This window comes from Fictibacillus fluitans, assembly GCF_030418125.1.
Taxonomy (GTDB): domain Bacteria; phylum Bacillota; class Bacilli; order Bacillales; family Fictibacillaceae; genus Fictibacillus_C; species Fictibacillus_C fluitans.
Genome location: NZ_JAUHTR010000006.1, coordinates 191,524 through 214,096, shown reverse-complemented (window position 1 = coordinate 214,096; position 22,573 = coordinate 191,524). Strand labels below are relative to the sequence as shown.

24 protein-coding genes are annotated in these 22,573 nt (G+C 44.6%); 21 read left to right on the top strand and 3 right to left on the bottom strand.

All coding sequences use genetic code 11. From position 1 onward, the window contains the following. Genes yqeH through QYB97_RS13330 form a run of 7 tightly spaced genes read left to right on the top strand, consistent with a single transcriptional unit; the run spans position 1 to position 4,521 of the window. Positions 1-1,101, top strand: coding sequence for a ribosome biogenesis GTPase YqeH (gene yqeH / locus QYB97_RS13360; protein WP_301166498.1), 1,101 nt, complete (start codon positions 1-3; stop codon positions 1,099-1,101). 17 nt (positions 1,102-1,118) lie between these two features. After that, a complete protein-coding gene (gene aroE, locus QYB97_RS13355; RefSeq protein WP_301166497.1) occupies positions 1,119-1,958 on the top strand; it encodes a shikimate dehydrogenase in 840 nt (279 codons plus the stop codon). Beyond that, positions 1,945-2,235 carry a ribosome assembly RNA-binding protein YhbY gene (gene yhbY / locus QYB97_RS13350; RefSeq protein ID WP_301166496.1) on the top strand — a complete coding sequence of 97 codons (291 nt, stop codon included), beginning with the start codon at positions 1,945-1,947 and terminating at the stop codon, positions 2,233-2,235. Before aroE ends, yhbY begins: the two co-directional genes overlap by 14 nt. 12 nt (positions 2,236-2,247) lie before the next feature. After that, positions 2,248-2,838, top strand: a complete 591-nt coding sequence (locus QYB97_RS13345) for a nicotinate-nucleotide adenylyltransferase (RefSeq protein WP_301166495.1) — start codon at positions 2,248-2,250, stop codon at positions 2,836-2,838. Further along, the gene (gene yqeK / locus QYB97_RS13340; protein WP_301166494.1) at positions 2,816-3,403 is read left to right on the top strand and encodes a bis(5'-nucleosyl)-tetraphosphatase (symmetrical) YqeK; all 588 of its coding nucleotides are present in this window, start codon (positions 2,816-2,818) and stop codon (positions 3,401-3,403) included. The genes QYB97_RS13345 and yqeK overlap by 23 nt, the downstream gene beginning before the upstream one ends. A gap of 2 nt (positions 3,404-3,405) precedes the next feature. Further along, positions 3,406-3,759: a ribosome silencing factor gene (gene rsfS / locus QYB97_RS13335; protein WP_301166493.1), complete on the top strand. Its 354-nt coding sequence runs from the start codon at positions 3,406-3,408 to the stop codon at positions 3,757-3,759. 15 nt (positions 3,760-3,774) lie between these two features. Continuing rightward, positions 3,775-4,521, top strand: coding sequence for a class I SAM-dependent DNA methyltransferase (locus QYB97_RS13330; RefSeq protein WP_301166492.1), 747 nt, complete (start codon positions 3,775-3,777; stop codon positions 4,519-4,521). Positions 4,522-4,587: 66 nt separating this feature from the next. Here the strand turns inward: QYB97_RS13330 and comER are convergent, their stop codons facing one another. Next, entirely contained in the window at positions 4,588-5,424 is an 837-nt protein-coding gene (gene comER, locus QYB97_RS13325) for a late competence protein ComER (protein ID WP_301166491.1), read from the bottom strand. A gap of 87 nt (positions 5,425-5,511) precedes the next feature. On the opposite strand from comER, the gene QYB97_RS13320 reads away from it, so the two are divergent. From QYB97_RS13320 to QYB97_RS13310, 3 genes are all read left to right on the top strand, one after another. Next, positions 5,512-6,177: a helix-hairpin-helix domain-containing protein gene (locus QYB97_RS13320; RefSeq protein WP_301166490.1), complete on the top strand. Its 666-nt coding sequence runs from the start codon at positions 5,512-5,514 to the stop codon at positions 6,175-6,177. A gap of 71 nt (positions 6,178-6,248) precedes the next feature. After that, the gene (locus tag QYB97_RS13315) at positions 6,249-6,830 is read left to right on the top strand and encodes a ComE operon protein 2 (RefSeq protein ID WP_301166489.1); all 582 of its coding nucleotides are present in this window, start codon (positions 6,249-6,251) and stop codon (positions 6,828-6,830) included. Then, on the top strand, positions 6,830-9,136 hold the full coding sequence (locus QYB97_RS13310; protein WP_301166488.1) for a DNA internalization-related competence protein ComEC/Rec2: 2,307 nt from the start codon (positions 6,830-6,832) through the stop codon (positions 9,134-9,136). Before QYB97_RS13315 ends, QYB97_RS13310 begins: the two co-directional genes overlap by 1 nt. A 33-nt stretch (positions 9,137-9,169) precedes the next feature. Here QYB97_RS13310 and QYB97_RS13305 read toward each other — a convergent pair whose 3' ends face one another. Beyond that, positions 9,170-9,304 carry a YqzM family protein gene (locus QYB97_RS13305; RefSeq protein ID WP_289486104.1) on the bottom strand — a complete coding sequence of 45 codons (135 nt, stop codon included), beginning with the start codon at positions 9,302-9,304 and terminating at the stop codon, positions 9,170-9,172. A 343-nt stretch (positions 9,305-9,647) separates the two neighbouring features. Between QYB97_RS13305 and holA the strand changes: the two genes are divergently transcribed. Beyond that, a complete protein-coding gene (gene holA, locus QYB97_RS13300) occupies positions 9,648-10,667 on the top strand; it encodes a DNA polymerase III subunit delta (protein WP_301166487.1) in 1,020 nt (339 codons plus the stop codon). A gap of 95 nt (positions 10,668-10,762) precedes the next feature. Here the strand turns inward: holA and rpsT are convergent, their stop codons facing one another. After that, positions 10,763-11,029, bottom strand: coding sequence for a 30S ribosomal protein S20 (rpsT, locus tag QYB97_RS13295; protein WP_301166486.1), 267 nt, complete (start codon positions 11,027-11,029; stop codon positions 10,763-10,765). A 153-nt stretch (positions 11,030-11,182) separates the two neighbouring features. Here rpsT and gpr point away from each other — a divergent pair, with 153 nt between their 5' ends. The 10 genes from gpr to QYB97_RS13245 all read left to right on the top strand — a co-directional run bounded on the left by gpr (position 11,183) and on the right by QYB97_RS13245 (position 22,571). Continuing rightward, on the top strand, positions 11,183-12,298 hold the full coding sequence (gpr, locus tag QYB97_RS13290; protein ID WP_301166485.1) for a GPR endopeptidase: 1,116 nt from the start codon (positions 11,183-11,185) through the stop codon (positions 12,296-12,298). A gap of 63 nt (positions 12,299-12,361) precedes the next feature. Next, the gene (locus tag QYB97_RS13285) at positions 12,362-12,712 is read left to right on the top strand and encodes a DUF3679 domain-containing protein (protein WP_301166484.1); all 351 of its coding nucleotides are present in this window, start codon (positions 12,362-12,364) and stop codon (positions 12,710-12,712) included. A gap of 143 nt (positions 12,713-12,855) precedes the next feature. Beyond that, positions 12,856-14,679 carry a translation elongation factor 4 gene (gene lepA / locus QYB97_RS13280; protein WP_301166483.1) on the top strand — a complete coding sequence of 608 codons (1,824 nt, stop codon included), beginning with the start codon at positions 12,856-12,858 and terminating at the stop codon, positions 14,677-14,679. Positions 14,680-14,763: 84 nt separating this feature from the next. Next, positions 14,764-15,903: a radical SAM family heme chaperone HemW gene (gene hemW / locus QYB97_RS13275; RefSeq protein WP_301166482.1), complete on the top strand. Its 1,140-nt coding sequence runs from the start codon at positions 14,764-14,766 to the stop codon at positions 15,901-15,903. Between the two features lie 90 nt (positions 15,904-15,993). Next, positions 15,994-17,016 carry a heat-inducible transcriptional repressor HrcA gene (gene hrcA / locus QYB97_RS13270; protein WP_301166481.1) on the top strand — a complete coding sequence of 341 codons (1,023 nt, stop codon included), beginning with the start codon at positions 15,994-15,996 and terminating at the stop codon, positions 17,014-17,016. A gap of 69 nt (positions 17,017-17,085) precedes the next feature. Beyond that, the gene (gene grpE / locus QYB97_RS13265; RefSeq protein WP_356948183.1) at positions 17,086-17,649 is read left to right on the top strand and encodes a nucleotide exchange factor GrpE; all 564 of its coding nucleotides are present in this window, start codon (positions 17,086-17,088) and stop codon (positions 17,647-17,649) included. Between the two features lie 44 nt (positions 17,650-17,693). After that, complete coding sequence (gene dnaK, locus QYB97_RS13260; protein ID WP_301166479.1) at positions 17,694-19,526, top strand: molecular chaperone DnaK; 1,833 nt, start codon at positions 17,694-17,696, stop codon at positions 19,524-19,526. Between the two features lie 185 nt (positions 19,527-19,711). Beyond that, positions 19,712-20,833 (top strand): molecular chaperone DnaJ, encoded by a 1,122-nt coding sequence (dnaJ, locus tag QYB97_RS13255; RefSeq protein WP_301166478.1) that lies wholly within the window; start codon positions 19,712-19,714, stop codon positions 20,831-20,833. A gap of 27 nt (positions 20,834-20,860) precedes the next feature. Next, positions 20,861-21,817, top strand: a complete 957-nt coding sequence (gene prmA, locus QYB97_RS13250) for a 50S ribosomal protein L11 methyltransferase (protein ID WP_301166477.1) — start codon at positions 20,861-20,863, stop codon at positions 21,815-21,817. Position 21,818: 1 nt separating this feature from the next. Beyond that, positions 21,819-22,571: a 16S rRNA (uracil(1498)-N(3))-methyltransferase gene (locus tag QYB97_RS13245; protein WP_301166476.1), complete on the top strand. Its 753-nt coding sequence runs from the start codon at positions 21,819-21,821 to the stop codon at positions 22,569-22,571. Positions 22,572-22,573 lie beyond the last annotated feature (2 nt).

The following is a 22,573-nucleotide window of genomic DNA, read 5'->3' as shown; positions in this document are numbered from 1 at the left end:
TTGAAGGAACAGATTAAATGTATCGGATGCGGAGCGGTCATACAGACAGAAAATAAGGAAGAGCTTGGTTATGCGCCACCCTCCAGTTTAAAGAGGGATATTGTCATTTGCCAGCGCTGTTTTCGTTTAAAACATTATAACGAAATTCAGGATGTCAGCCTTACAGATGATGATTACCGCACGATTTTATCCGGCATTGGTGATACAGACGCGCTTGTTGTAAAAGTGGTCGATATTTTTGATTTTAACGGATCATGGCTGCCGGGAATACACCGCTATATCGGCAAAAACAAACTCATGCTGATAGGAAATAAGGTGGACTTGCTCCCTAAATCTGTTAACAAAAACAGACTGACACAATGGATGTCTTCCATGGCCAAAGAGCTCGGTGTAAAAGCAGAGGAAGTGCATTTGGTATCAGCGGCTAAGGGAACAGGTCTTTTGGATGTCGCCGAGCGAATCGATGAGCTGCGCGGCGGGAGAGATGTGTACGTTGTAGGCTGTACCAACGTAGGGAAATCCACGTTCATTAATGGACTGATCAAACAGTTGGGTACGGAGCAGGAGGACATTATCACAACTTCCCATTTTCCGGGAACCACTTTGAATTTGATTGATATTCCTTTGGATGAAGAGAGTGCTCTCTTTGATACGCCAGGGATAATCAATCATCACCAAATGGCGCACTTCGTCAGCAAGGAAGAGCTTAAGTTCATTATGCCGAAAAAAGAGATCAAGCCGATGGTTTACCAGCTAAATGAGGCTCAAACCTTATTTCTGGGAGGACTTGCGCGTTTTGATTACATCAGCGGCGGAAGAAGGTCATTTGTCTGCCATTTGTCCAATGAGCTGCACATTCACAGGACAAAGCTCGAGAATGCCGATGAGCTCTATAAAAATCAACTGGGTGACCTTTTGAACCCGCCTTCCGATCCGGGAAACCTGCCTCCGCTAAAAAGGCACGAGTTTACCATTAAAGAGAAGGATACAGATGTGGTCATATCGGGGCTCGGCTGGGTTACGGTTAAAGAACCGGGTGCCAGAATTGCTGCTCATGCACCAGAAGGCGTCGCGGTCACCCTGAGGCCTTCACTCATTTGATGAGGGGAGATCGAAGGATGGAAAAAAAAGTTGGTTTAATCGGATATCCTGTCAGCCACTCCATGTCACCTCAGATGCAGAATGGAGCTTTTGAAAAAGCAGGACTTTCCTATGTTTACGAAAAATATGAGGTGCATCCGGATCATCTGGAAGAGACTGTCCGGGACATGCGTCATCAGGGCTTCGCGGGATGGAACGTTACCATTCCCCATAAGCAGGCCATTATGCCGTACCTTGATGAAATCTCTGAAGATGCGTTGAAGATCGGTGCAGTTAATACCGTAGTCAATGAAAACGGAAAACTGAAGGGCTACAATACGGATGGTGCCGGTTTTATCAAAGGATTAATACGCCATGTGCGGTTTCCAATCGAAGAGGCGAAGGTCCTCATTATTGGTGCAGGGGGAGCTTCCCGTGCCATCAGCTATGCAATGAGCAAAGAAGGACCCTGTTCCATCGCCATCACGAACCGGACGAAGGAAAAGGCACAAGATATTTTTAACGAGTGTCTGAGAGAACAGGACCAAGTCATCTCTCTTCAGGAAGCAGAAGAAAGGCTTGCTGAATTCAGCATTATCATTAATACAACGTCGATCGGCATGAAAGAAGACCGTCTTCCTTTGCGTGTTGATCATCTAAAAGCGGGAACAGTGGTTTCGGATATTATTTATAATCCTTTTAAGACCGCTCTGTTAAAAGAAAGTGAAAAACGCGGGGCCATTACTGACAATGGCGTGGCCATGCTTGTTTTCCAGGGCGCACTGTCTTTTGAGAAATGGACAGGGATAACGCCTGATACATCATTGATGGAAAAGATTGTGATTCAAGAATTGGGAGGAAGTTATGTTAACAGGTAAACAAAAACGCTTTTTGCGTTCCAAAGCAAATCCGATTCAGCCTATTTTTCAGGTAGGAAAAGGCGGAGTCAACAGCAATATGATTAAGCAAATCCAGGAGGCACTGGAAGTAAGAGAACTCATCAAGATCAGCATTCTTCAAAACTGCGAAGAACCAAGGCATGCAGTAGCCGAAGATCTTGCCAAAGGAGCAAAGGCTGAACTTGTTCAAGTAATCGGAAACGTTATTGTTTTATATAAAGAGTCCAAAGAAAACAAAGAGATCAAACTTCCGTAAAGGAATGATACAATGGGTAAAATAGGGATTTTTGGAGGTTCTTTTCATCCTCCTCATAATGGGCACTTACTCATCGCACAGGAAGCGCTCACTGCTTTTTCACTTGATGAGGTGATATGGATGCCGGCCAATCATCCGCCGCATAAACAATTGGTATTGGGTGTCTCAAACGAGGACAGGATTGAACTGGTAAAAGCGGCAATCCAGGACAATGCTAAATTTTCCCTCTCTTTGATCGAGTTTGAAAGGGAAGGGCCTTCATATACTATAGATACGATCAGAGAACTGCAGCGGGAGAACCCTGATCATGAGTATTTTTTTATTATTGGCGGCGATATGCTTGATTCACTGGATACCTGGCATGAAATTGATGAATTAAGCCGTATGGTGACCTTTATTGCGATCAATCGAAGCGGTCATCCTCTTAACGCCGAAAAAAATCCTTATCAGGCAGCAATGCTTGAAGTGCCATTATTTGAGGTGTCCTCCAGCCTGATCAGGGAAAGATTGTCTGATGGAGGAAACACCACGTATCTAATTCCCGAGCGTGTCAGAAAACAAATCGAGGTGAAGGGACTTTATGAATCGCGAAAAAGCCCTTGAAATAGTTAAGGAACAATTAACCGAGCACCGCTATCAGCATACACTTGGCGTTGTGCAAACGGCTCTTGAGCTTGCGGACCGCTATGAAGAAGATTCACAGAAGGCGGAACTTGCCGCTATCTTTCATGACTACGCCAAGTTCAGGCCAAAGGATGAAATGAAGGAAATTGTTAGAAAACAAGCCATGCCGGAAAGTCTGCTGCATTATGGAGGAGAGCTTCTTCACGCGCCGGTCGGCGCCTACCTTGTAGAGAAGGAAGCAGGCATTGATGACCGCGATATATTGGCTGCGATTGCCTATCATACTACAGGACGTGTAGGGATGGGTAAGCTTGAGAAGATTATTTTCCTGGCCGATTATATTGAGCCAGGAAGAAAGTTTCCCGGTGTGGATGAGGTTCGTCAGCTTGCCAGGGAAGACCTGGACACGGCATGCCTCCAGGCGCTGAAAAATACGGTAACCTTTCTCATGAAGCAAAATCAACTGGTTTATCCGGAAACGATCAATGCGTATAACAGTCTATTGGCACAGCATAAAAATAAAGAACGAAACGGAGGAATATAATTTTGAATGAACAGGAACTGATTGAACTCGTAGTGAAAGCGGTGGATGACAAACGGGCAGAAGATATTATGATGCTTGATATGAAGGGGATTTCACTTGTTGCGGATTATTTTTTAATTTGCCATGGTAATTCGGAGAAACAGGTTCAGGCCATTGCCCGCGGAATTAAAGATGTAGCGATGGAAAAGGAAATCAATATCCGCAGGATGGAAGGTTTTGATCAGGCAAGATGGGTTCTTGTTGATATGGGGGATATGGTGGTTCATGTTTTTCACCGAGACGAAAGATCTTATTACAACCTGGAAAAACTTTGGGGAGATGCCCCGTCTGTTGACCTGAACCAAATGCTTTCCTAAATAAAAGGAGCAGGTATGAGCTATCAACATTTTGCGTATTATTATGATCAGTTAATGAAAGACGCTCCGTATGAGCATTGGATTTCTTTTTTTCAGCAGGCTGTAGCATCTGTTGAAGCTGAAGTATCGAGTGTTCTTGATGTTGGCTGTGGAACGGGATCGATTTCCATACCGCTGGCATTAAAGGGGTATGATGTTACCGGAATCGACCTGTCCGATGACATGCTGGCAGTTGCCCACGAAAAGTCAATGAACCAGCATGCTTCTGTTCAATATCTGCAGCAGGACATGACTGAAATTGAAGGTTTGCCTGAGTTTGATGCTGCAGTTATTTTTTGCGATTCACTGAACTATCTTTTGACAGAAGAAAAGGTCGCTGCAGCCTTTCAGTCAGTATACCGCCATCTGAAGGAGAACGGGATTTTTTTGTTTGATGTACACAGCCTTTATAAAATTCATAAAATCTTTTCTGGAAATACGTTCGCTGAAAATGCACAGGAGCTTTCCTACATCTGGCAGTGCTATGAAGGGGAATACCCTGACAGTGTTGAACATGAACTAAGCTTTTTTGTGCAGGATGAGGACGCCCGATATTCCCGATTTGACGAAGTACATATGCAAAGAACACTGTCTGTGAAGGCTTATGAACATCTTCTTGAAGAAGCCGGCTTTAGGGTTCTAAGAATTACCGGTGACTTTTCTGAGAAGGAATTGGAGCCCGAGGCCGAGAGAATATTTTTCGTTTGTCAAAAATTGAAATAAGCCATCATAACCGATGGCTTATTTTTTTCTTTTTAAGGAAGGATTTCGGGAATAATGAGAGAAATCTTATTTTAGTTCTTCTTTAACCACGAACTTCTCACTGATCTTTTCGCATTCCTCATAATATTTTTCATGTGTCCGCGCAATCACCCGGTCAAATACTTCTCCTGCATCTTCGTTCAATATTTTGATTCCTTCTCCAGTTATGCCGCCTTTTACACACACTTTTTCAATCAGCGATGGAAGAGAAAAAACCTCATTTTCCAACAATTTGCCCATCCCGATAATCATTTCACTTGCAAGAAGAGTAGCCTCATTTTTGGTAAGGTCCGTTTTTTTTACAGCGCTGTCAACAAAGCATTGCACCAGAAATCCGATGAAGGCCGGACCGCAGCTGGCGATGTCGGATGAAATGCGCGTGACATTTTCACCGATGATCACCGGCTTTGATATGGAAGACATGAGCGATAATAATTTTTCCTGATATTCAGTGTGGCATCTGGAGCCAAACGTGATAAGGGATGTTCCGGACAGTGCCCGGTTCGTAATACTTGGGATCGCCCGGGCCACGTTGCAGTCAAGTAAATTTTCTATTTGTTCACATGAAATCGGGCTTGTAATGGAAACAACAAGTTGATGTTTGGAGATGTGCTTTTTATTTTCACAAAGCAGGTCAAAAAATTGATGCGGTTTCACACAAATGAAAAGAATATCGGCAAAACGAATCACATCTTCTGCGGCTGCTGCCACCCGAAGTTTGGGATGGACAGCCTGCAGTGCTTCGGCTTTGGACAGTGTCCGGTTGGTCACCATTATTCGTGATGGCTGTACAGCAGCTGATTCAATAAAGGAAGACACCAGAATGCTTCCCATGTTTCCCGTTCCAATAAACCCTAGCTTCACTGTTTACTCCTCCTCTCCCTGATCCATCCTACCTTGATACATATGCATATGCCGCCTGTTTTATGAAAATACGAAAGGAGACACGTAATGCTGAAAAACTATGATGTCTGGATTCGCAAGCTGCGTTATATTCTTCCTGCTGCTCTTGCAGTGGGTATAATTGTGCTGTATTGGTATCAACAGCAAGCTCCCCAGAAGAAAACAGCTACAGAGGAACTGCCGCTGGAATTAAGAGCAGCAGACCCGAATGCTGCCCAGGACCGTCTGAAAGCAGGCCAAAATCAAAAGAATTTACAGCCTGCGAAAATCATGCTCGATATAAAAGGAGCTGTGGTCCGGCCGGGCGTCTATGAAATGAAGGAAGGAGACCGTGTGATTGATGCTGTAGAAAAAGCCGGAGGATTTACAAAAAATGCTGAACAGCGGAGTGTAAACCTTTCAGGCAAGGTCAAGGACGAGATGCTGCTGTATATTCTTGAAAAAGGGGAAGAAGCACCGGTACCGGCTGTGGCTCAAAACATGGGAAATGGAGCAGGACAGGATGGCGGCAGCGGACAGTCTGCAGTGAATATCAATACAGCGAATGATCAGGAACTGCAGACCATAACGGGCATCGGACCTTCAAAAGCGAAAGCAATAATCACATTCCGTGAAGAGAATGGCGGATTTAAAACAGTCGAGGATCTGCTGGATGTGCCTGGCATTGGAGAAAAATCACTGGAGAATATGAGGGGGCAAGTCACGGTGGAATAGGATTTTTCATTGACTATCCACTTGGAGAATGCCTACACTAAAGACAAGAATTGATTGGGGGAGAGAAAGTAATGGAGCGTATTTCCTGGGATGAATATTTTATGGCGCAAAGCCATTTGCTTGCCTACAGAAGCACATGCACAAGGCTCGCCGTGGGTGCGACCATTGTGCGGGATAAAAGAATAATAGCTGGGGGCTACAATGGTTCAATCTCCGGAGGTGTCCACTGTATTGATGAAGGATGCTACGTTATTGACGGACATTGCGTACGCACTATCCATGCAGAGATGAATGCCATCCTGCAATGTGCAAAATTTGGTGTTCCGGTTGAAGGAGCAGAAATGTATGTGACCCATTTTCCTTGTCTGCATTGTTGCCGGACCATTATCCAAAGCGGCATTAAAACCCTGTATTATGCACAGGATTACAAAAACCATCCATATGCCATTGAACAATTCAAGGAAGCTGGCCTTGTCGTAAAGCAGGTTCCGTTTAATGAGAACAAGATGAATACGCATTATTCGGATCAAATGGAGTTAACCTTTGAATTGTTGCAGGCCTTGGAAGAAGGAACTGCGGGCGGTCAGGATAAAATGGACAGGCTCAGGCAGAAGGTTGAGCAGCTTTATCCTGCTGCACTGAATTTGAAATAATGATGAAGGCTGGCTATCTATATGCACTATGTGCGATAGGAGCAATCTATTCATCGAATGGACAGTACACCTGGGCGATTCTCATAATCGCCCTTTTTTATTTTTTTCCGCGTGCCAATGGAATGACAGTCTCCCTTTGCCTGCTTACGTTTGTGTTTTTTTATGTTTATTATCAAGTGGCTGATGGACGAAACGTGACACTCTTGAGTGGGCAAGAAGAAATGTTCATCGGAAAAGTTGAGAGTGTTCCTGATATTAATGGCGACTTGCTGAGCTTCAGGCTCCAGATGGCTGGGGAGACGGTCATCATCCGGCAAAAAATTTCTTCACAGGAGCAACAGGAATCACTCCGCCACCGGCTAAAAGCGGGGATGACCTGCCGTATTCAAGGGAAATTGGACCACCCCCCGGGCCAGGAGAATTTTGCCGGAATGAATTATTCGGAGTATTTAAGGAAGCAGGGGATCCATTGGCTGGTCACCGGGAAGGCTTTGATGCCAAACGAGTGCACGCAGCCGTCTGCTTCGCTGTTTAACCGTCTCTCATTTATACGGTCGAAAGGAGTCCAATTTATTGAACATAGTTATCCAGTAGATATCTCCGGTTTATTGAATGCATTGGTCTTCGGCTATCGTGACCATATTCCGGACAAAATCGAAGAGGCTTACCAGCGCCTGGGCCTTTCCCATTTGCTTGCTGTATCGGGGTTGAACGTCGCCATCCTTTGCGGCATGCTTTTTGTTCTGCTTCTAAGGGCGGGCGTAACCCGTGAACAGGCTGCTGTATGTATTGCTGCTGTTCTCCCTTTCTATATTTTTTTGACGGGTGGCGGGGCTTCCATCGTTCGAGCGGGCATGATGGGGACGTGTCTTGTGCTGCTGCAGCGGTATAGGACGAAAATGCATCCTCTATCCATCATTTCCTGTGTTTGTCTGGTCATGCTTCTAATTAACCCCTATTATGCCTTTCAGTTGGGTTTCCAGCTTTCCTTTTTGAATGTGTTTGCCCTCATGGTTTCTTCCCGCTTTATTTTCAGCCGCTACTCTTCCTATTGGAGTCAAATCTTCATATCCAGCCTGATTTGCCAAATGATATCCTTCCCGCTGATCATCAACAGCTTTTATGAAGTCTCCCTTTGGTCCCTGCCATTAAATCTCCTCTTCATCCCGTTATTGTCCATAATTGCTCTTCCCAGTGCCAGCCTTGGCGTTTTCTTTTCGTTTTTTTCGGTTCCTTTGGCGAAACTTCTTTTCTATCCGGCAGTGCTTGTCCTGCAATTTACAAATCAAGTGCTTTTTGGTTTGGATCATGAAGCTTTTGCCGTTACATTTGGTAAACCGCCGTTGTTGCTGCTCCCTCTATACTATGCAGGAATTATCTATTTCCTTATCTGTTTCGAAAAAGGCGGTTTAACCAGGGCACTGCTTCCTCCGGTCCTGTGTTTGCTGTCTGTGGGAATCTTCCATTGGAACATTCATTTATTTGATAACAAAGGAAGGGTGACCTATTTAAACGTCGGCCAAGGGGACAGTACATTAATAGAGCTTCCTTTACGAAAGCAGGTTTATTTGATCGATACGGGAGGCACCATTCAGTTTCAAACCGAAGCGTGGAAGAAACGAAGAAAGGAATATAACGTTACGAAGGAGGTGGTACTTACGGCTTTAAAATCGAGAGGAATAAGGAAAATTGACAAGCTCATTCTTACACATGGTGATATGGATCATATTGGCGGGGCGCAAACCCTTTTGTCAGGCATTAAGGTTAAAGAGGTGTTATTTCCAAAGGGAATGATAAATGAGCCGCTGGAAAAACGGGTATTGCATGAGGCGGCAAAAAGACATCTGCCAATAACGGTTAAGCAGCGGGGGAGAAATTGGTCGGCTGGGGGTGGGGAGTTTCAAGTGCTGTCTCCCTATGGAGATGAAACGGAAAGCAATGCACGCTCCATCGTCATCTGGGCTCAAATGAGTTCTGTTTCCTTTTTGTTTACAGGAGATCTGGAGGAACCGGGAGAACAGCGTATTCTGAGCGAAGGACAGCCGCTCGGGGCCATCTTCCTTAAAGCCGGCCATCATGGCAGTAAAACGTCTTCATCGGCACCATTTATCGATCAAGTGAAGCCATCCTATGCCATTTTTTCAGCGGGAAAGAACAACCGGTATGGGCATCCTCATCCAGAAGTGGTGAGCCGGTTTATTGAACGGGGGGTTCGTATACTCCGTACAGATCAGCAGGGCGATGTGGAAATTATGGTATCAGAAGGGAGCTGGAAAGTCCGTAGCAGTGTAAACGCCTCCAAATAAAAAGAAGCCTCTCCTGGGGCCTCTTTTTATGTATTAAGTTGCAATCAATTTGATGATAACTCCCAGTGCAAAGATTAACGTGAAAAAACCAAAGGACCAAACAAAGCCCATGCCTGAATCGATTAAATCATTCCGTTTGCTTTGAACGTCTTTTTCGAACTGATTCATTTCCGCAACCCTCCTATTTCGATATAAGTATAAGCTATCCCCAAAAAAAAATCCATAAAGGATTCAGAATTGCCCAGCAAATCCTGTATTCTTTTCCTGTTTTGCTAACTGTTGTCACCAATATGGCTCTATTGCATAGGATATCATAACATTACAGAAGAAATCTCAGGGTTTACTCGCTGGCTGCCGGGAGTCCCGGGTTCCTGGTGACCGGCGTTTAATATAAATGAAGAAGCGGCGTCATGCTGCTTCTTCTTTTTGCACTTCTAACAATAGAGTCCACTATTGAAAAAAACCGCAATCCGTCATACGATAAGAATAGAGAAAGTTTGAGGTGAAGGGTTTGTCAATTACAGCATTACAAAAAAAATTAAAGCAGAATCAATTTTCTCCCTATTATATTTTGTACGGGATAGAATCCTATATTATAGAGCAAGCCATTTCATCTATTGTTAAGTATACACTGAACGATGAAGACAAGGACTTCAATTATTCAGTCTACGACTATCAGGAAACGCCGGTACAAGCGATAATGGAGGATGCTGAGACGCTTCCGTTCATGGGAGACCGGCGTGTGGTTGTCATTAAAAATGCTCTTTTTCTAACAGGAGCAAAAGATAAAAGCAAGGTGGAACACGATTTATCCACCGTTGAACGCTACATACAGGATCCTGCTGATTTTACGGTACTTGTTTTTGTGGTGCCTGCTGAGAAGCTGGATGAAAGGAAAAAGATCGTCAAAACATTAAAGAAAAACGGCGAGGTTCTTGCTGCCTCCCCGCTCAGCGGTGATTCAGCGATTGAATGGATCAAGGACCGTGCCATGCAACAGGACGTTTTTATTGATGCAGATGCCGCCCAATATTTGAGCGCAAGAGTGGGGAATGAACTGATGGCTCTTGTTCAGGAAATGGATAAGCTTGCAATGTTTGTAGGGGAAGGGAACACTATTTCCATTGAAACCATTGATCAGCTGGTTCCGCGTACACTTGAGGATAATATCTTTTCGCTAATCGATGATATTGTGAACAAGAAAATTGATGTGGCGCTCAGAACCTTTTATGATTTAATGAAACAAAATGAGGAACCGATTAAAATACTTTCATTAATGGCCCGTCAGTTCAGGATTATCATTGGTGTGAAAGAGCTGTTTGCAAAAGGTTACGGTGAAAAGCAGATTGCCGGCGCGCTTAAGCTGCATCCCTATGCGGTTAAACTTGCTTCCAGGCAAGCAAGGTTGTTTGAGGAACAAGAACTGTTTTCCCTTCTTGACCGGATGGCAGAGGCGGACTACGAAATGAAAACCGGAAAGATGGACAAGCAGCTGATTTTAGAGCTGATCATGTTAAAAATGGCACAATAAAAACGAGGAAGACCCGGATAAGCGGTCTTCCTCGTTTTTTAAGTTCTGCTCCAAAATAAAAACGACCCAAAAGGCCGTTTCATGTCGTTTCCGTATTACGCGTTAATTCCGTTCAACGCTTTAGCAAGACGAGACTTTTGACGTGATGCTGCGTTTTTATGGATAAGTCCTTTAGTTGCCGCTTTATCAACTTTTTTTGTAGCAACTACGAAAGCTTCTTTCGCACCTTCAGCATCGTTGTTAGCGACCTTCGTTTCGAAATTTTTCACAGCTGTACGCATAGCAGACTTTAAAGAAGCATTGTGAGCACGGTTCTTATCGTTCGTTTTTACACGTTTAATAGCAGATTTAATATTAGCCAATCCATTCACCTCCCTAACATTGCAACTTGGGTTGCAAAAAAATAGGACACAAAGTATTCTATCAGTTTCATTCTTCAATTGCAATACAAGAATGAAAAGGGTTGTTGCGGGCAAAAATAGAGACAATATATCCCATGACAGGACGGTGCCCAAATGAACAGCAAAGACCTTGATTTGAACAAGTATAATGTCCGGACCGATTTAGCGATTGAAGCTCATGAAATGCTGGTCAATAATGAAAAGATGAAAGAGAAAGAAAGCACGATTGAAGGAATTATCATTAAAGAACAGGATCATGACGGAATAAAATTGACCCGGGTGGAAATCGACCAACGCGGTGCGGAGGCTACAGGTAAAAAGCCGGGTACGTATTTAACGTTTGAAATGCAGGGCATTCGAGAAAAAGACTCTGCTCTCCAGGAGCGGGTTCAGGAAGTATTCGCCCGGGATTTTAAAAATTTTATGAATGAGCTTGGAATACAGGAGACAGACACGGCTTTGGTCGTGGGGCTTGGCAACTGGAACGTGACGCCAGATTCACTGGGCCCTAACGTATTGGAAAATCTTCTGATCACTAAACATTTATTTGATATTTCTCCTGAAAACGTAGAGGAGGGGTTTCGGCCCGTATGTGCAATTTCTCCAGGAGTAATGGGCATTACCGGCATAGAAACAAGCGATATCATTGAAGGTATCATCAAAAAAGTCGATCCTGATTTCGTCATTGCCATCGACGCCCTTGCCTCACGTTCACTAGAACGAGTCAATACCACGATACAGGTATCTGACAGCGGCATCCATCCAGGCTCAGGGGTAGGCAACAAACGAAAAGAACTCAGCAAGGAGACTCTTGGTATTCCAGTGATTGCAATTGGTGTTCCGACGGTTGTTGATGCGGTCACCATTGCCAGTGACACCATTGATTACATTTTAAAGCATTTTGGACGAGAAATAAAAGAAAAGGATAAGCCTTCGAAATCACTTGCTCCTTCGTGGATGACATTTGGCGAGAAAAAGGTGCTGAATGAGGATGATCTTCCGGCTCAAGAGCAGAGACAGTCATTTCTGGGAATGGTGGGGACACTGGAGGAAGATGAAAAGAGGGCATTGATAAGGGAAGTGCTGTCACCGCTCGGCCATAATTTAATGGTCACACCAAAGGAAGTGGATACGTTTGTGGAGGATATGGCGAACGTAATCGCCATAGGTTTGAATACCTCGCTTCACAAGCAAGTGGATCAATCAAACAGCTCCTCTTATACGCATTAACACATAAAAGGACAAGCTGCCTCATACGAATGTATTAAAATGATGGTGAACGGAGTGGGTCCTGTGACGAAATTTATGATGAAGTGTCTTTTAATCACTGCCGTCCTTTTTTTCGGTGTTCTTCTTGGAATGCAGCAGGCTTCCAATGGAATGGGTGCATTAAAAGGCAACAAGGAAAATGGTGAACCCATAGCAATTGAATCGGGAAAAGGGGTTAAAGAGGCTGAAGTGCTTGGCACCCCGGTAGGTGTTCAGGATTTGAAAACGAAGCAAAAGCAGCTGGAAGAAACCAAAGCCTTTAACTTTTTTTCATCTCTGGGAGGGAAAGTTTCGGGTCTGGTTTCGTACCTTTTCCAGGGAATATTGAGTCTGATTTCAGCCATTCTCACGCAAATTTTTGGTTCGTTGAGCTGACAGTTATTTTTCGGGCGGAAAATAACTGTTTTTTTTCTTTATAAGCGCTTTCGCAATTGAATGGGTTAAGCATTGAACAACAGTGCTTGTATTGCTATAATCTAAACTAGTGTACTTTGCGCAAAATTGTAGGAGTGAAATGAATGAACCGAGAACAAAAACTGGAGCGGCAATCGAGGATTCGAAATTTTTCCATCATTGCTCATATTGACCATGGAAAATCTACGCTGGCAGACCGGATTTTAGAGAAAACCAGCGCCCTGACCCAAAGGGAGATGAAAGAACAGCTTCTTGATTCCATGGACTTAGAACGTGAGCGTGGAATTACGATAAAGCTGAACGCTGTGCAATTGAATTACAAAGCAAAAGACGGGGAGACCTACATCTTTCATTTGATCGATACCCCGGGACATGTTGACTTTACCTATGAAGTATCCAGGAGCCTGGCTGCCTGTGAAGGAGCTCTTCTCATTGTGGATGCGGCTCAAGGCATTGAAGCACAAACACTTGCCAACGTTTATTTGGCGCTTGAAAACGACCTGGAAATTCTTCCGGTCATCAATAAAATTGATTTGCCCAGTGCAGAACCAGAGCGGGTAAGAAATGAGGTAGAAGAAGTTATCGGTCTTGATGCTTCTGAAGCCGTCCTCGCTTCTGCAAAGGCGGGAATTGGTATTGAAGAGATTCTTGAACAGGTTGTTGAGAAGGTTCCTGCACCAGCAGGTGATCCAGACGGCCCGCTGCAAGCTCTTATTTTTGACTCGCTTTACGATCCATACCGCGGGGTTGTGACATATATCCGAGTAACGGAAGGAACGGTAAAAGTCGGTGATATGATCCGGATGATGGCCACCAAAAAGGAATTTGAGGTGGTAGAGCTTGGAGTGTTTACCCCTAAAGCGGTGAACAAAGACTTTTTGACGGTAGGCGATGTTGGCTATTTGACGGCTGCCATTAAAAATGTAGGTGATACACAGGTGGGTGACACCATCACAAGCGCGGTCAATCCTGCAGCGGAGCCTCTACCGGGCTACCGGAAGATGAATCCAATGGTTTATTGCGGCCTGTACCCTGTGGACAATGCCAAATATAATGATTTGCGCGAAGCATTGGAACGACTTGTGCTGAATGATTCAGCGCTTCAATATGAACCTGAGACTTCCCAGGCACTTGGCTTTGGCTATCGCTGCGGTTTCCTTGGCCTCCTTCACATGGAGATTATTCAGGAGCGAATCGAGCGCGAATTTAACATTGATCTGATCGCGACTGCTCCAAGTGTTATTTACAACGTGACAACGACTGATGGTGAGCAAATGATCGTGGATAACCCGGCCAACATGCCGGAAGCCCAGCTGCTTCAGACGGTGGAGGAGCCATATGTCAAAGCGACGATTATGACACCAAATGATTATGTTGGAACCATCATGGAAATTTGCCAGAAAAAACGCGGGGTATTCCAGACCATGGACTATCTTGAAAACAATCGGGTCAATGTGCTTTACGAAATTCCGCTTTCTGAAATTGTTTATGATTTCTTTGACCAGTTGAAGTCCAGCACTAAGGGCTATGCTTCACTCGATTATGAATTGATCGGCTACAAGCCTTCTAAACTGGTCAAAATGGATATTTTGCTTAACGGGGAAAAAATCGACGCGCTTTCGGTCATCGTCCACAAGGATTTTGCGTATGAACGCGGCAAAGTCGTCGTAGAAAAATTAAAAGAGCTTATCCCGCGCCAGCAGTTCGAAGTTCCGATTCAAGCTTCGATCGGACAAAAGGTTATTGCCAGGTCGACCATCAAAGCCTTGCGCAAAAATGTACTTGCGAAATGTTACGGCGGGGACATTTCCCGTAAACGAAAACTTCTTGAAAAACAAAAAGAAGGTAAGAAGCGGATGAAAACGATTGGACGGGTTGAAGTCCCTCAGGAAGCATTTATGGCTGTCCTGCGCATGGACAATGACTGATCCATCTGAATAATATAGGCACGATGAGAAGACCGCAGATTTTTTGCGGTCTTCACAAATTTTAGAAACGAAAGCAGTGATTGTATGCCGGAATCGGCTTATTTTCATATTCCATTCTGTGTGAATATCTGTCATTACTGTGATTTTAATAAAGTGTTCCTGAAAGGCCAGCCTGTCAACGAATACCTGGACTCTATGGAAAAAGAAATGGAAAATACGCTGGAACTGTCACCGTTCTCCAGCATGAAGACACTTTTTGTCGGGGGAGGAACACCAACAGCTCTTAACGCTGAGCAATTTGAACGGTTTTTGGCGATGGTTAACAGGCATTTTTCGTCGCCTGACCGGTTGGAATTTACAGTGGAGTCAAACCCGGAACAGACGGATCTAAGAAAACTTGAAATTATGAGAGATGCCGGTGTCAACCGGTTGAGCATTGGGGTACAGGCGTTTCAGGAAAAGTTATTGAAAGAGCTCGGACGAACTCATAATCAGCAGGATGTCGTACGAACGGTTACAGACGCCAAAAGGCTGGGGCTTGATAACTTGTCACTCGATATCATGTTCAGCCTTCCGCGCCAGACAGTCGATATGCTGAAAGAAACGTTGGATATTGCATTTTCTCTTGATGTCCCTCATTTTTCCGCCTATTCCCTGCAGCTTGAGCGGAAAACGGTATTTTACAACCGTGCCGTTAAGGGAGAACTTCTGCTGCCTGAACAGGAGGAAGAGGCCCGGATGTATGAGGTGCTCATGGAAGAGATGGATAAGCATGGCTATGTTCAATACGAGATCTCGAACTTTGCGAAACCTGGTTATGAAAGCATGCATAATCTGCAATACTGGGATAATAACGAATACTATGGCATTGGTGCAGGGGCTCACAGCTATGTGAACGGGACGCGCAAGGCCAACGCCGGACCGCTGAAGAAGTACATGTCGCTTATTGAAGAGACAGGTTTTCCTTATATACATGAAGATGTGCTGTCAGCGTCTGAAAAGATGGAAGAAGAACTTTTTATGGGACTCAGGAAAATGAATGGAATTTCTGATCAGCGGTTTATTAAACGATACGGCCGGTCGATGTTTGATGTGTTCGGCAGTCAAATTGATAAACTGCTGGAGCGTGGCCTGGTCAAAGTATCGGGGGACAAGCTTGCATTAACCCGGAATGGAACGTTTTTGGGCAACGAAGTGTTTCAGGAATTTATCGGAGTAGTTTAATCGTTGACAATCTTTAGTGGCATTTGGTAATTTAATATTAGATTTAGCACTCACTCTTTTGGAGTGCTAACAGCCACGGAGGTGAAAAGGATGTTATCTGAAAGGCAGCTTTTTATACTTCAAGTGCTGATCGATGATTACATCCAGCACGTTGAACCTGTTGGATCCCGGACGATTTCCAAAAGGGAAGACGTTCATTTCAGTTCTGCCACCATTCGAAATGAATTGGCTGATCTGGAGGATATGGGTTTTCTTGAAAAAACGCACACCTCTTCCGGACGGGTGCCTTCTGAAAAAGGGTACCGTTTCTATGTGGACCATCTGTTGAGCCCGACGATTCTTTCAACACCTGACATTTTCAACATACAGGCATTATTCAATGAAAAACTGGCAGAAACGGAACGGATTTTTGAGCAGTCAGCTAAAATCTTATCCGAACTAACCAACTACACTTCCATTATACTCGGACCAGAGGCACTGGAAACGACATTGAAGCACATTCAGTTGATTCCGTTGGGAGGCCAGCAGGCCGTTGCGATTTTCGTAACGAGCACGGGCCATGTGGAGAACCGGCCGGTCACCTTGCCGAGTGGCATAGCACCTGAAGAAATTGAAACACTCGTCAATATTTTGAATGAAAAATTAACAGGGGTGCCGCTCGCGGAGCTCCACCAAAAAATACGGGAAGAGCTCCATCTTGTGTTCAGAAAGCATCTTAATAACCACCAGCAGGCGTCTTTGTTTATCGACGATATCTTCAAGTGGAGCAACAAAGATAAAATATTTTTTGGCGGGAAAACAAAGATGCTGTATCAGCCTGAATTCAGGGATGTGGAAAAAGTCCGTATTCTGCTGGATGCACTGGAGGAAAAGACGGTCATCGAACAGCTGTTATCAGCGAATAATGAAGGGATAACCGTAACGATCGGACAGGAAAACCAGGTGGAAGCGGTCCGGAACTGCAGTCTGATTAAGGCTTCCTATTCCTTTCATGGAAAGCACATTGGCACCATTTCATTGATTGGGCCAACCCGGATGGAATACAAACGGGTAATCGGATTGCTCGATACCATCAGTAGAGAATTTACGAATTTGTTTAACACGAGATATTAAAAGGTAATGGATACCCGATTAGGCTAGGGAGGTGACAACATGGAAAACAAACATAAAGATACTGCTGATTTGGAAGGAATGAATGATACTGTGCAAGAGGAAGCTGCTGAAAGAGAACATGAAGATTCAAATGCACTGGAAAATGAAGACCAAGCTGCTGAATCAAGTGAAGCTGCGGTTGAAGACAGCAGAATATCAGAATTGGAAGCAAGCCTCACTGATACTGAAAACCGATTGCTTCGCGTACAGGCTGATTTTGAAAACTTCAAGCGCCGTACAAGGGAAGATCAGGCAGCTCAGTTAAAATATAAATCTCAAAGTCTGATTACACAGCTGTTGCCTGCTCTTGATAACTTTGAAAGAGCCATGGATGTTAAGGTGGAAGATCCTCAAGCTTCTTCTGTTCTGCAAGGAGTGGAAATGGTGTACCGCCAGCTTCTTGAGGCATTGAAAAGTGAGGGATTGGAAGTTATTGATTCCGAGGGCGCAGTGTTTGACCCAAATCTTCACCAGGCTGTCATGCAGGTCCAGGATGAAGAATATGAGTCCAACGTAGTCGTTGAAACCTTGCAGAAGGGTTACAAATTAAAGGATCGAGTCATTCGACCGGCAATGGTAAAAGTAAATCAGTAATATTAAGGTGTCTTAATATTACATAAAAGTGGAGGGTATGTTACATGAGCAAAATTATTGGAATTGACTTAGGTACAACGAACTCTTGTGTTGCAGTTATGGAAGGCGGAGAAGCAACTGTTATTCCGAATCCGGAAGGCAACCGTACAACTCCTTCAGTTGTAGCCTTTAAAGATGGAGAGCGTTCGGTTGGAGAAGTGGCAAAACGCCAGGCAGTTACCAACCCGAATACAATCATTTCCATCAAACGCCATATGGGTTCTGACCATAAAGTAGAAGCAGAAGGAAAAGCGTATACGCCACAGGAAATCTCTGCAATCATTCTTCAAAAATTGAAAAGTGATGCTGAAAGCTATCTTGGAGAAAAAGTAGAACGTGCGGTAATTACCGTTCCTGCTTATTTCAACGATGCACAGCGCCAGGCGACTAAAGATGCCGGCCAAATTGCCGGACTGCAAGTAGAACGTATCATTAACGAGCCAACTGCTGCAGCACTTGCTTATGGACTTGAAGAAGAAAACGATCAAAAAATCCTTGTATTTGACCTTGGGGGCGGTACTTTTGACGTATCCATCCTTGAAATTGGTGACGGAAACTTTGATGTGCTCGCAACATCAGGTGACAACAAGCTTGGCGGGGACGATTTTGACCAGGTAATCATCGATTATCTTGTATCCGAGTTCAGAAAAGAAAACGGAATCGACCTTTCTCAAGATAAAATGGCTCTTCAGCGTTTGAAAGATGCCGCTGAAAAAGCGAAAAAAGAACTTTCCGGTGTAACTCAAACTCAAATTTCACTGCCGTTCATCACCGCTGATGCAACTGGTCCAAAGCACTTGGAAATTTCCATGACACGCGCGAAGTTTGAAGAGCTTTCTTCTGACCTTGTAGAGCGTACAATGGGGCCAACACGCCAGGCATTGAATGACGCTGGTTTCTCACCAAACGATATTGACAAAGTTATCCTTGTTGGGGGTTCTACTCGTATTCCTGCTGTTCAGGAAGCGATCAAGAAGTTCACAGGCAAAGATCCGTTTAAAGGCGTTAACCCTGATGAAGTAGTAGCACTTGGTGCAGCAATCCAGGGTGGAGTTATCACTGGTGACGTTAAAGACGTTGTTCTTGTTGACGTAACTCCTTTGTCTCTTGGTATTGAAACACTTGGTGGTGTGTTCACGAAGCTGATTGACCGCAACACTGCCATTCCGACAACTAAATCCCAAGTGTTCTCCACTGCTGCTGACAACCAGCCTTCTGTTGACATCCATGTCTTGCAGGGTGAGCGCGAAATGGCTGCACATAATAAAACACTTGGCCGTTTCCAATTGTCAGACATTCCTCCGGCTCCGCGCGGTGTTCCTCAAATCGAAGTATCCTTCGATATTGATGCGAACGGTATTGTAAACGTGCGTGCGAAGGACCTTGGAACAAACAAAGAACAATCCATCACGATCAAATCATCTTCAGGTCTTTCAGAGGATGAGATCGAAAAAATGGTGCGGGACGCAGAAGAGAATGCAGAAGCTGATAAGAAGAGACGTGAAGAGATCGATCTTCGCAATGAAGCTGATCAGTTAATATTCGCGACAGACAAGACGCTAAAGGATCTTGAAGGCAAGGTTGACGAAGCGGAAGTGACTAAAGCTAACGAAGCTAAAGAAGAGCTTAAAACAGCTCTTGAAGGCGAAGATATCGAAGCGATCAGAACCAAGAAAGATGCGTTGAGCGAAGTTGTTCAACAGCTGTCCGTTAAACTCTATGAACAAGCTGCACAAGCACAGCAGGCCGCTCAGGGACAGGAGCAAGGCGAAAAGAAAGCTGATGACAACGTGGTAGATGCTGAATATGAAGAAATGAACGACGACGAAAAGAAATAATAAAGTGATTTGTTAAGGAAAAAGTCAAAGTCAGGCGATCATCTTGGCTTTGACTTTTTTTCCGTTTTGATGCTTTTCACTTAAAGATGCTAAAAAACAATTCACATATTTAACGAACTTTGTTGAAAAAAGAAAAGCAACAATGGTAAGATAATTTTTATGTGAAGATTCGGGAGTGGGTTTCTATGAGTAAACGAGATTACTATGAAGTACTCGGATTGGATAAGAATGCATCCACCGATGAAATAAAAAAAGCTTACCGCAAAATGACGAAGCAGTACCATCCGGATGTAAACAAAGAACCGGATGCTGCCGAGAAATTTAAAGAGGTGCGGGAAGCGTATGATACGTTAAAAGATCCTCAAAAAAAAGCACAGTACGACCAATTTGGCCATACAGATCCTAATCAGGGTTTTGGGGGCTTTGGCGGCGCGGGAGCTGACTTTGGCGGATTTGGAGATATCTTTGACATGTTTTTCGGCGGCGGCGGGGGACGAAGAAACCCGAATGCCCCGAGACAGGGAGCAGATTTGCAGTACAATATGAACCTTAAGTTTGATGAAGCGGTTTTCGGCAAAGAAACCGAAATTGAGCTTCCTAAAGAAGAAACATGTGAAACATGCCACGGATCAGGCGCAAAGCCTGGCACTAAGCCGGAAACATGTTCTCACTGTAAAGGTTCAGGCCAGCTGAATGTTGAACAAAATACTCCTTTTGGACGCATTGTCAATAAACGGGTATGCCAATACTGCAGCGGAACAGGAAAGATTATTAAAGATAAATGCGGTACGTGCCACGGAAACGGAAAAGTCACTACTACTAAGAAAATTAATGTGAAGATTCCAGCGGGTGTGGATAACGGCCAGCAGATTCGCCTTTCCGGGCATGGAGAAGCCGGTGTAAATGGAGGTCCTCCGGGAGATCTGTATGTTGTGTTCAGAGTCCTTCCTCACGAATTTTTCGAGAGGGACGGAGACGACATTTATTGCGAAATGCCTATTACCTATGCCCAGGCGGCACTTGGAGATGAAATTGAAGTTCCTACGATGCACGGGCGAATCAAATTGAAAATACCTGCAGGAACACAAACCGGGACTCACTTCCGTCTGCGCGGAAAAGGGGTTCAAAATGTCAGGGGACGCGGCCAGGGAGACCAGCACATTCAAGTGAAGGTGCTGACACCAACCAAGCTTTCCGACAAGCAGAAGCAATTGCTCAGGGATTTTGCCGAAATCGGCGGAGATGTGCCGGATGAGCACGAGGAATCCTTTTTTGACAAAGTAAAAAGAGCCTTTAAAGGCGAGTAATGGATCATAGGAATGGAGTTGATAGAATTGAAATGGTCAGAAATTAGCATTCATACTACCCAGGAAGCGGTTGAACCAATCTCAAATATTCTACACGAAGCAGGCGCAAGCGGCGTGGTGATAGAAGATCCGGAAGAGCTGTCAAAAGAGAGAACATCCGTTTTTGGGGAAATCTATCAACTCGATCCCAATGATTATCCTGAAGAAGGCGTTTTAATAAAAGCGTATTTACCGGTAACAAGTTTTCTTGGTGAAACGGTGGATGAGATAAAGGATGCCGTTAATAATCTGATGACCTACGATATCGACCTGGGGCATAACCATGTCAGTATCAGTGAAGTAAATGAAGAAGAGTGGGCGACTGCCTGGAAGAAATACTACAAACCGGTCAAGATTTCTGAAAAAATAACCATTACCCCGACATGGGAAGATTATCAGCCTGTGAGTTCGGATGAGGTTATCATTGAACTGGATCCGGGAATGGCGTTCGGCACCGGGACACACCCAACCACTGTTATGTGCCTGCAAGCCATTGAAAAATATTTGAAGCCAGGTGATGAGGTCATAGATGTAGGAACCGGCTCAGGCGTTTTAAGTATCGCTGCGGCCCACCTGGGAGCAAATCAGGTCCAGGCATTTGATCTGGACGATGTAGCCGTTTCAAGTGCCAACATCAATGTGAAGCTGAATAAAGCGGCTGAAAAAATCACGGTAAAGCAGAATAACCTGTTAAACGGCGTTGAGGGCCCTGCCGATCTTATTGTCGGCAATCTGCTTGCTGATATCATCCTGCGTTTTGTTCCAGATGCCGCAAGGGTGCTTAAACCAGATGGTCTGTTTATTACTTCAGGCATTATTCAGGGGAAAAAGAACGAAGTAAAAGAAGAACTGAAGCAAAATGGTTTTACCATTGTAGAAGTGCTGGAGATGGAAGACTGGGTCGCCATTATTGCGCGTAATCTTTCACACCCGAAAGAGGTCTAGCATGCAAAGATACTTTGTTTCAGGTAACGACATGAGCGATACCACTGTAACCATCTCGGGCGATGACGCAAATCATATTGCAAAAGTAATGAGAATGGAAAACGGTGACCATATTATTTGTTCCGACAGCCAGGGCCGGACCGTGCTCTGTGAAATCACATCAGTCGACCGTGATGCCGTCCAGGCTTCTGTCATCGAAGAGATAAAGGAACAAAAGGAATCTCCTGTACAAGTTATCATTGCCCAGGGAATTCCAAAAGGGGATAAGCTCGAAACGATTGTACAAAAAGGAACGGAGCTTGGGGCAAAAGGGTTTTTGCCTTTTTCTTCATCACGGTGTATTGTAAAGTGGGATGAAAAAAAGGGCCAGAAGAAAATCCAGAGGCTCGAAAAAATTGCTAAAGAGGCAGCTGAGCAGTCTCACCGCAGCGTCATTCCTGACCTTCTTCCGCCGGCCTCCTTTCCATCTCTTCTGAAGCAAGCTGCAGATTTTGATTATAAAATTGTGGCTTATGAAGAAGAAGCGAAAGAGGGAGAGACGAAGCGTCTGGCTGAGGTCTTCCATTCAATGGCTCCGGGTTCGACGCTACTGTGTGCAATTGGGCCTGAAGGCGGCTTTAGCGAGCAGGAAGTGTCTGAATTAAAGGAAGCGGGTTTTGTTTCCTGCGGACTCGGGCCACGTATCCTGCGGACAGAAACAGCCAGTTCTTATCTCCTTAGTGCTGTTTCCTATCATTTTGAATTAATGAGGTGATT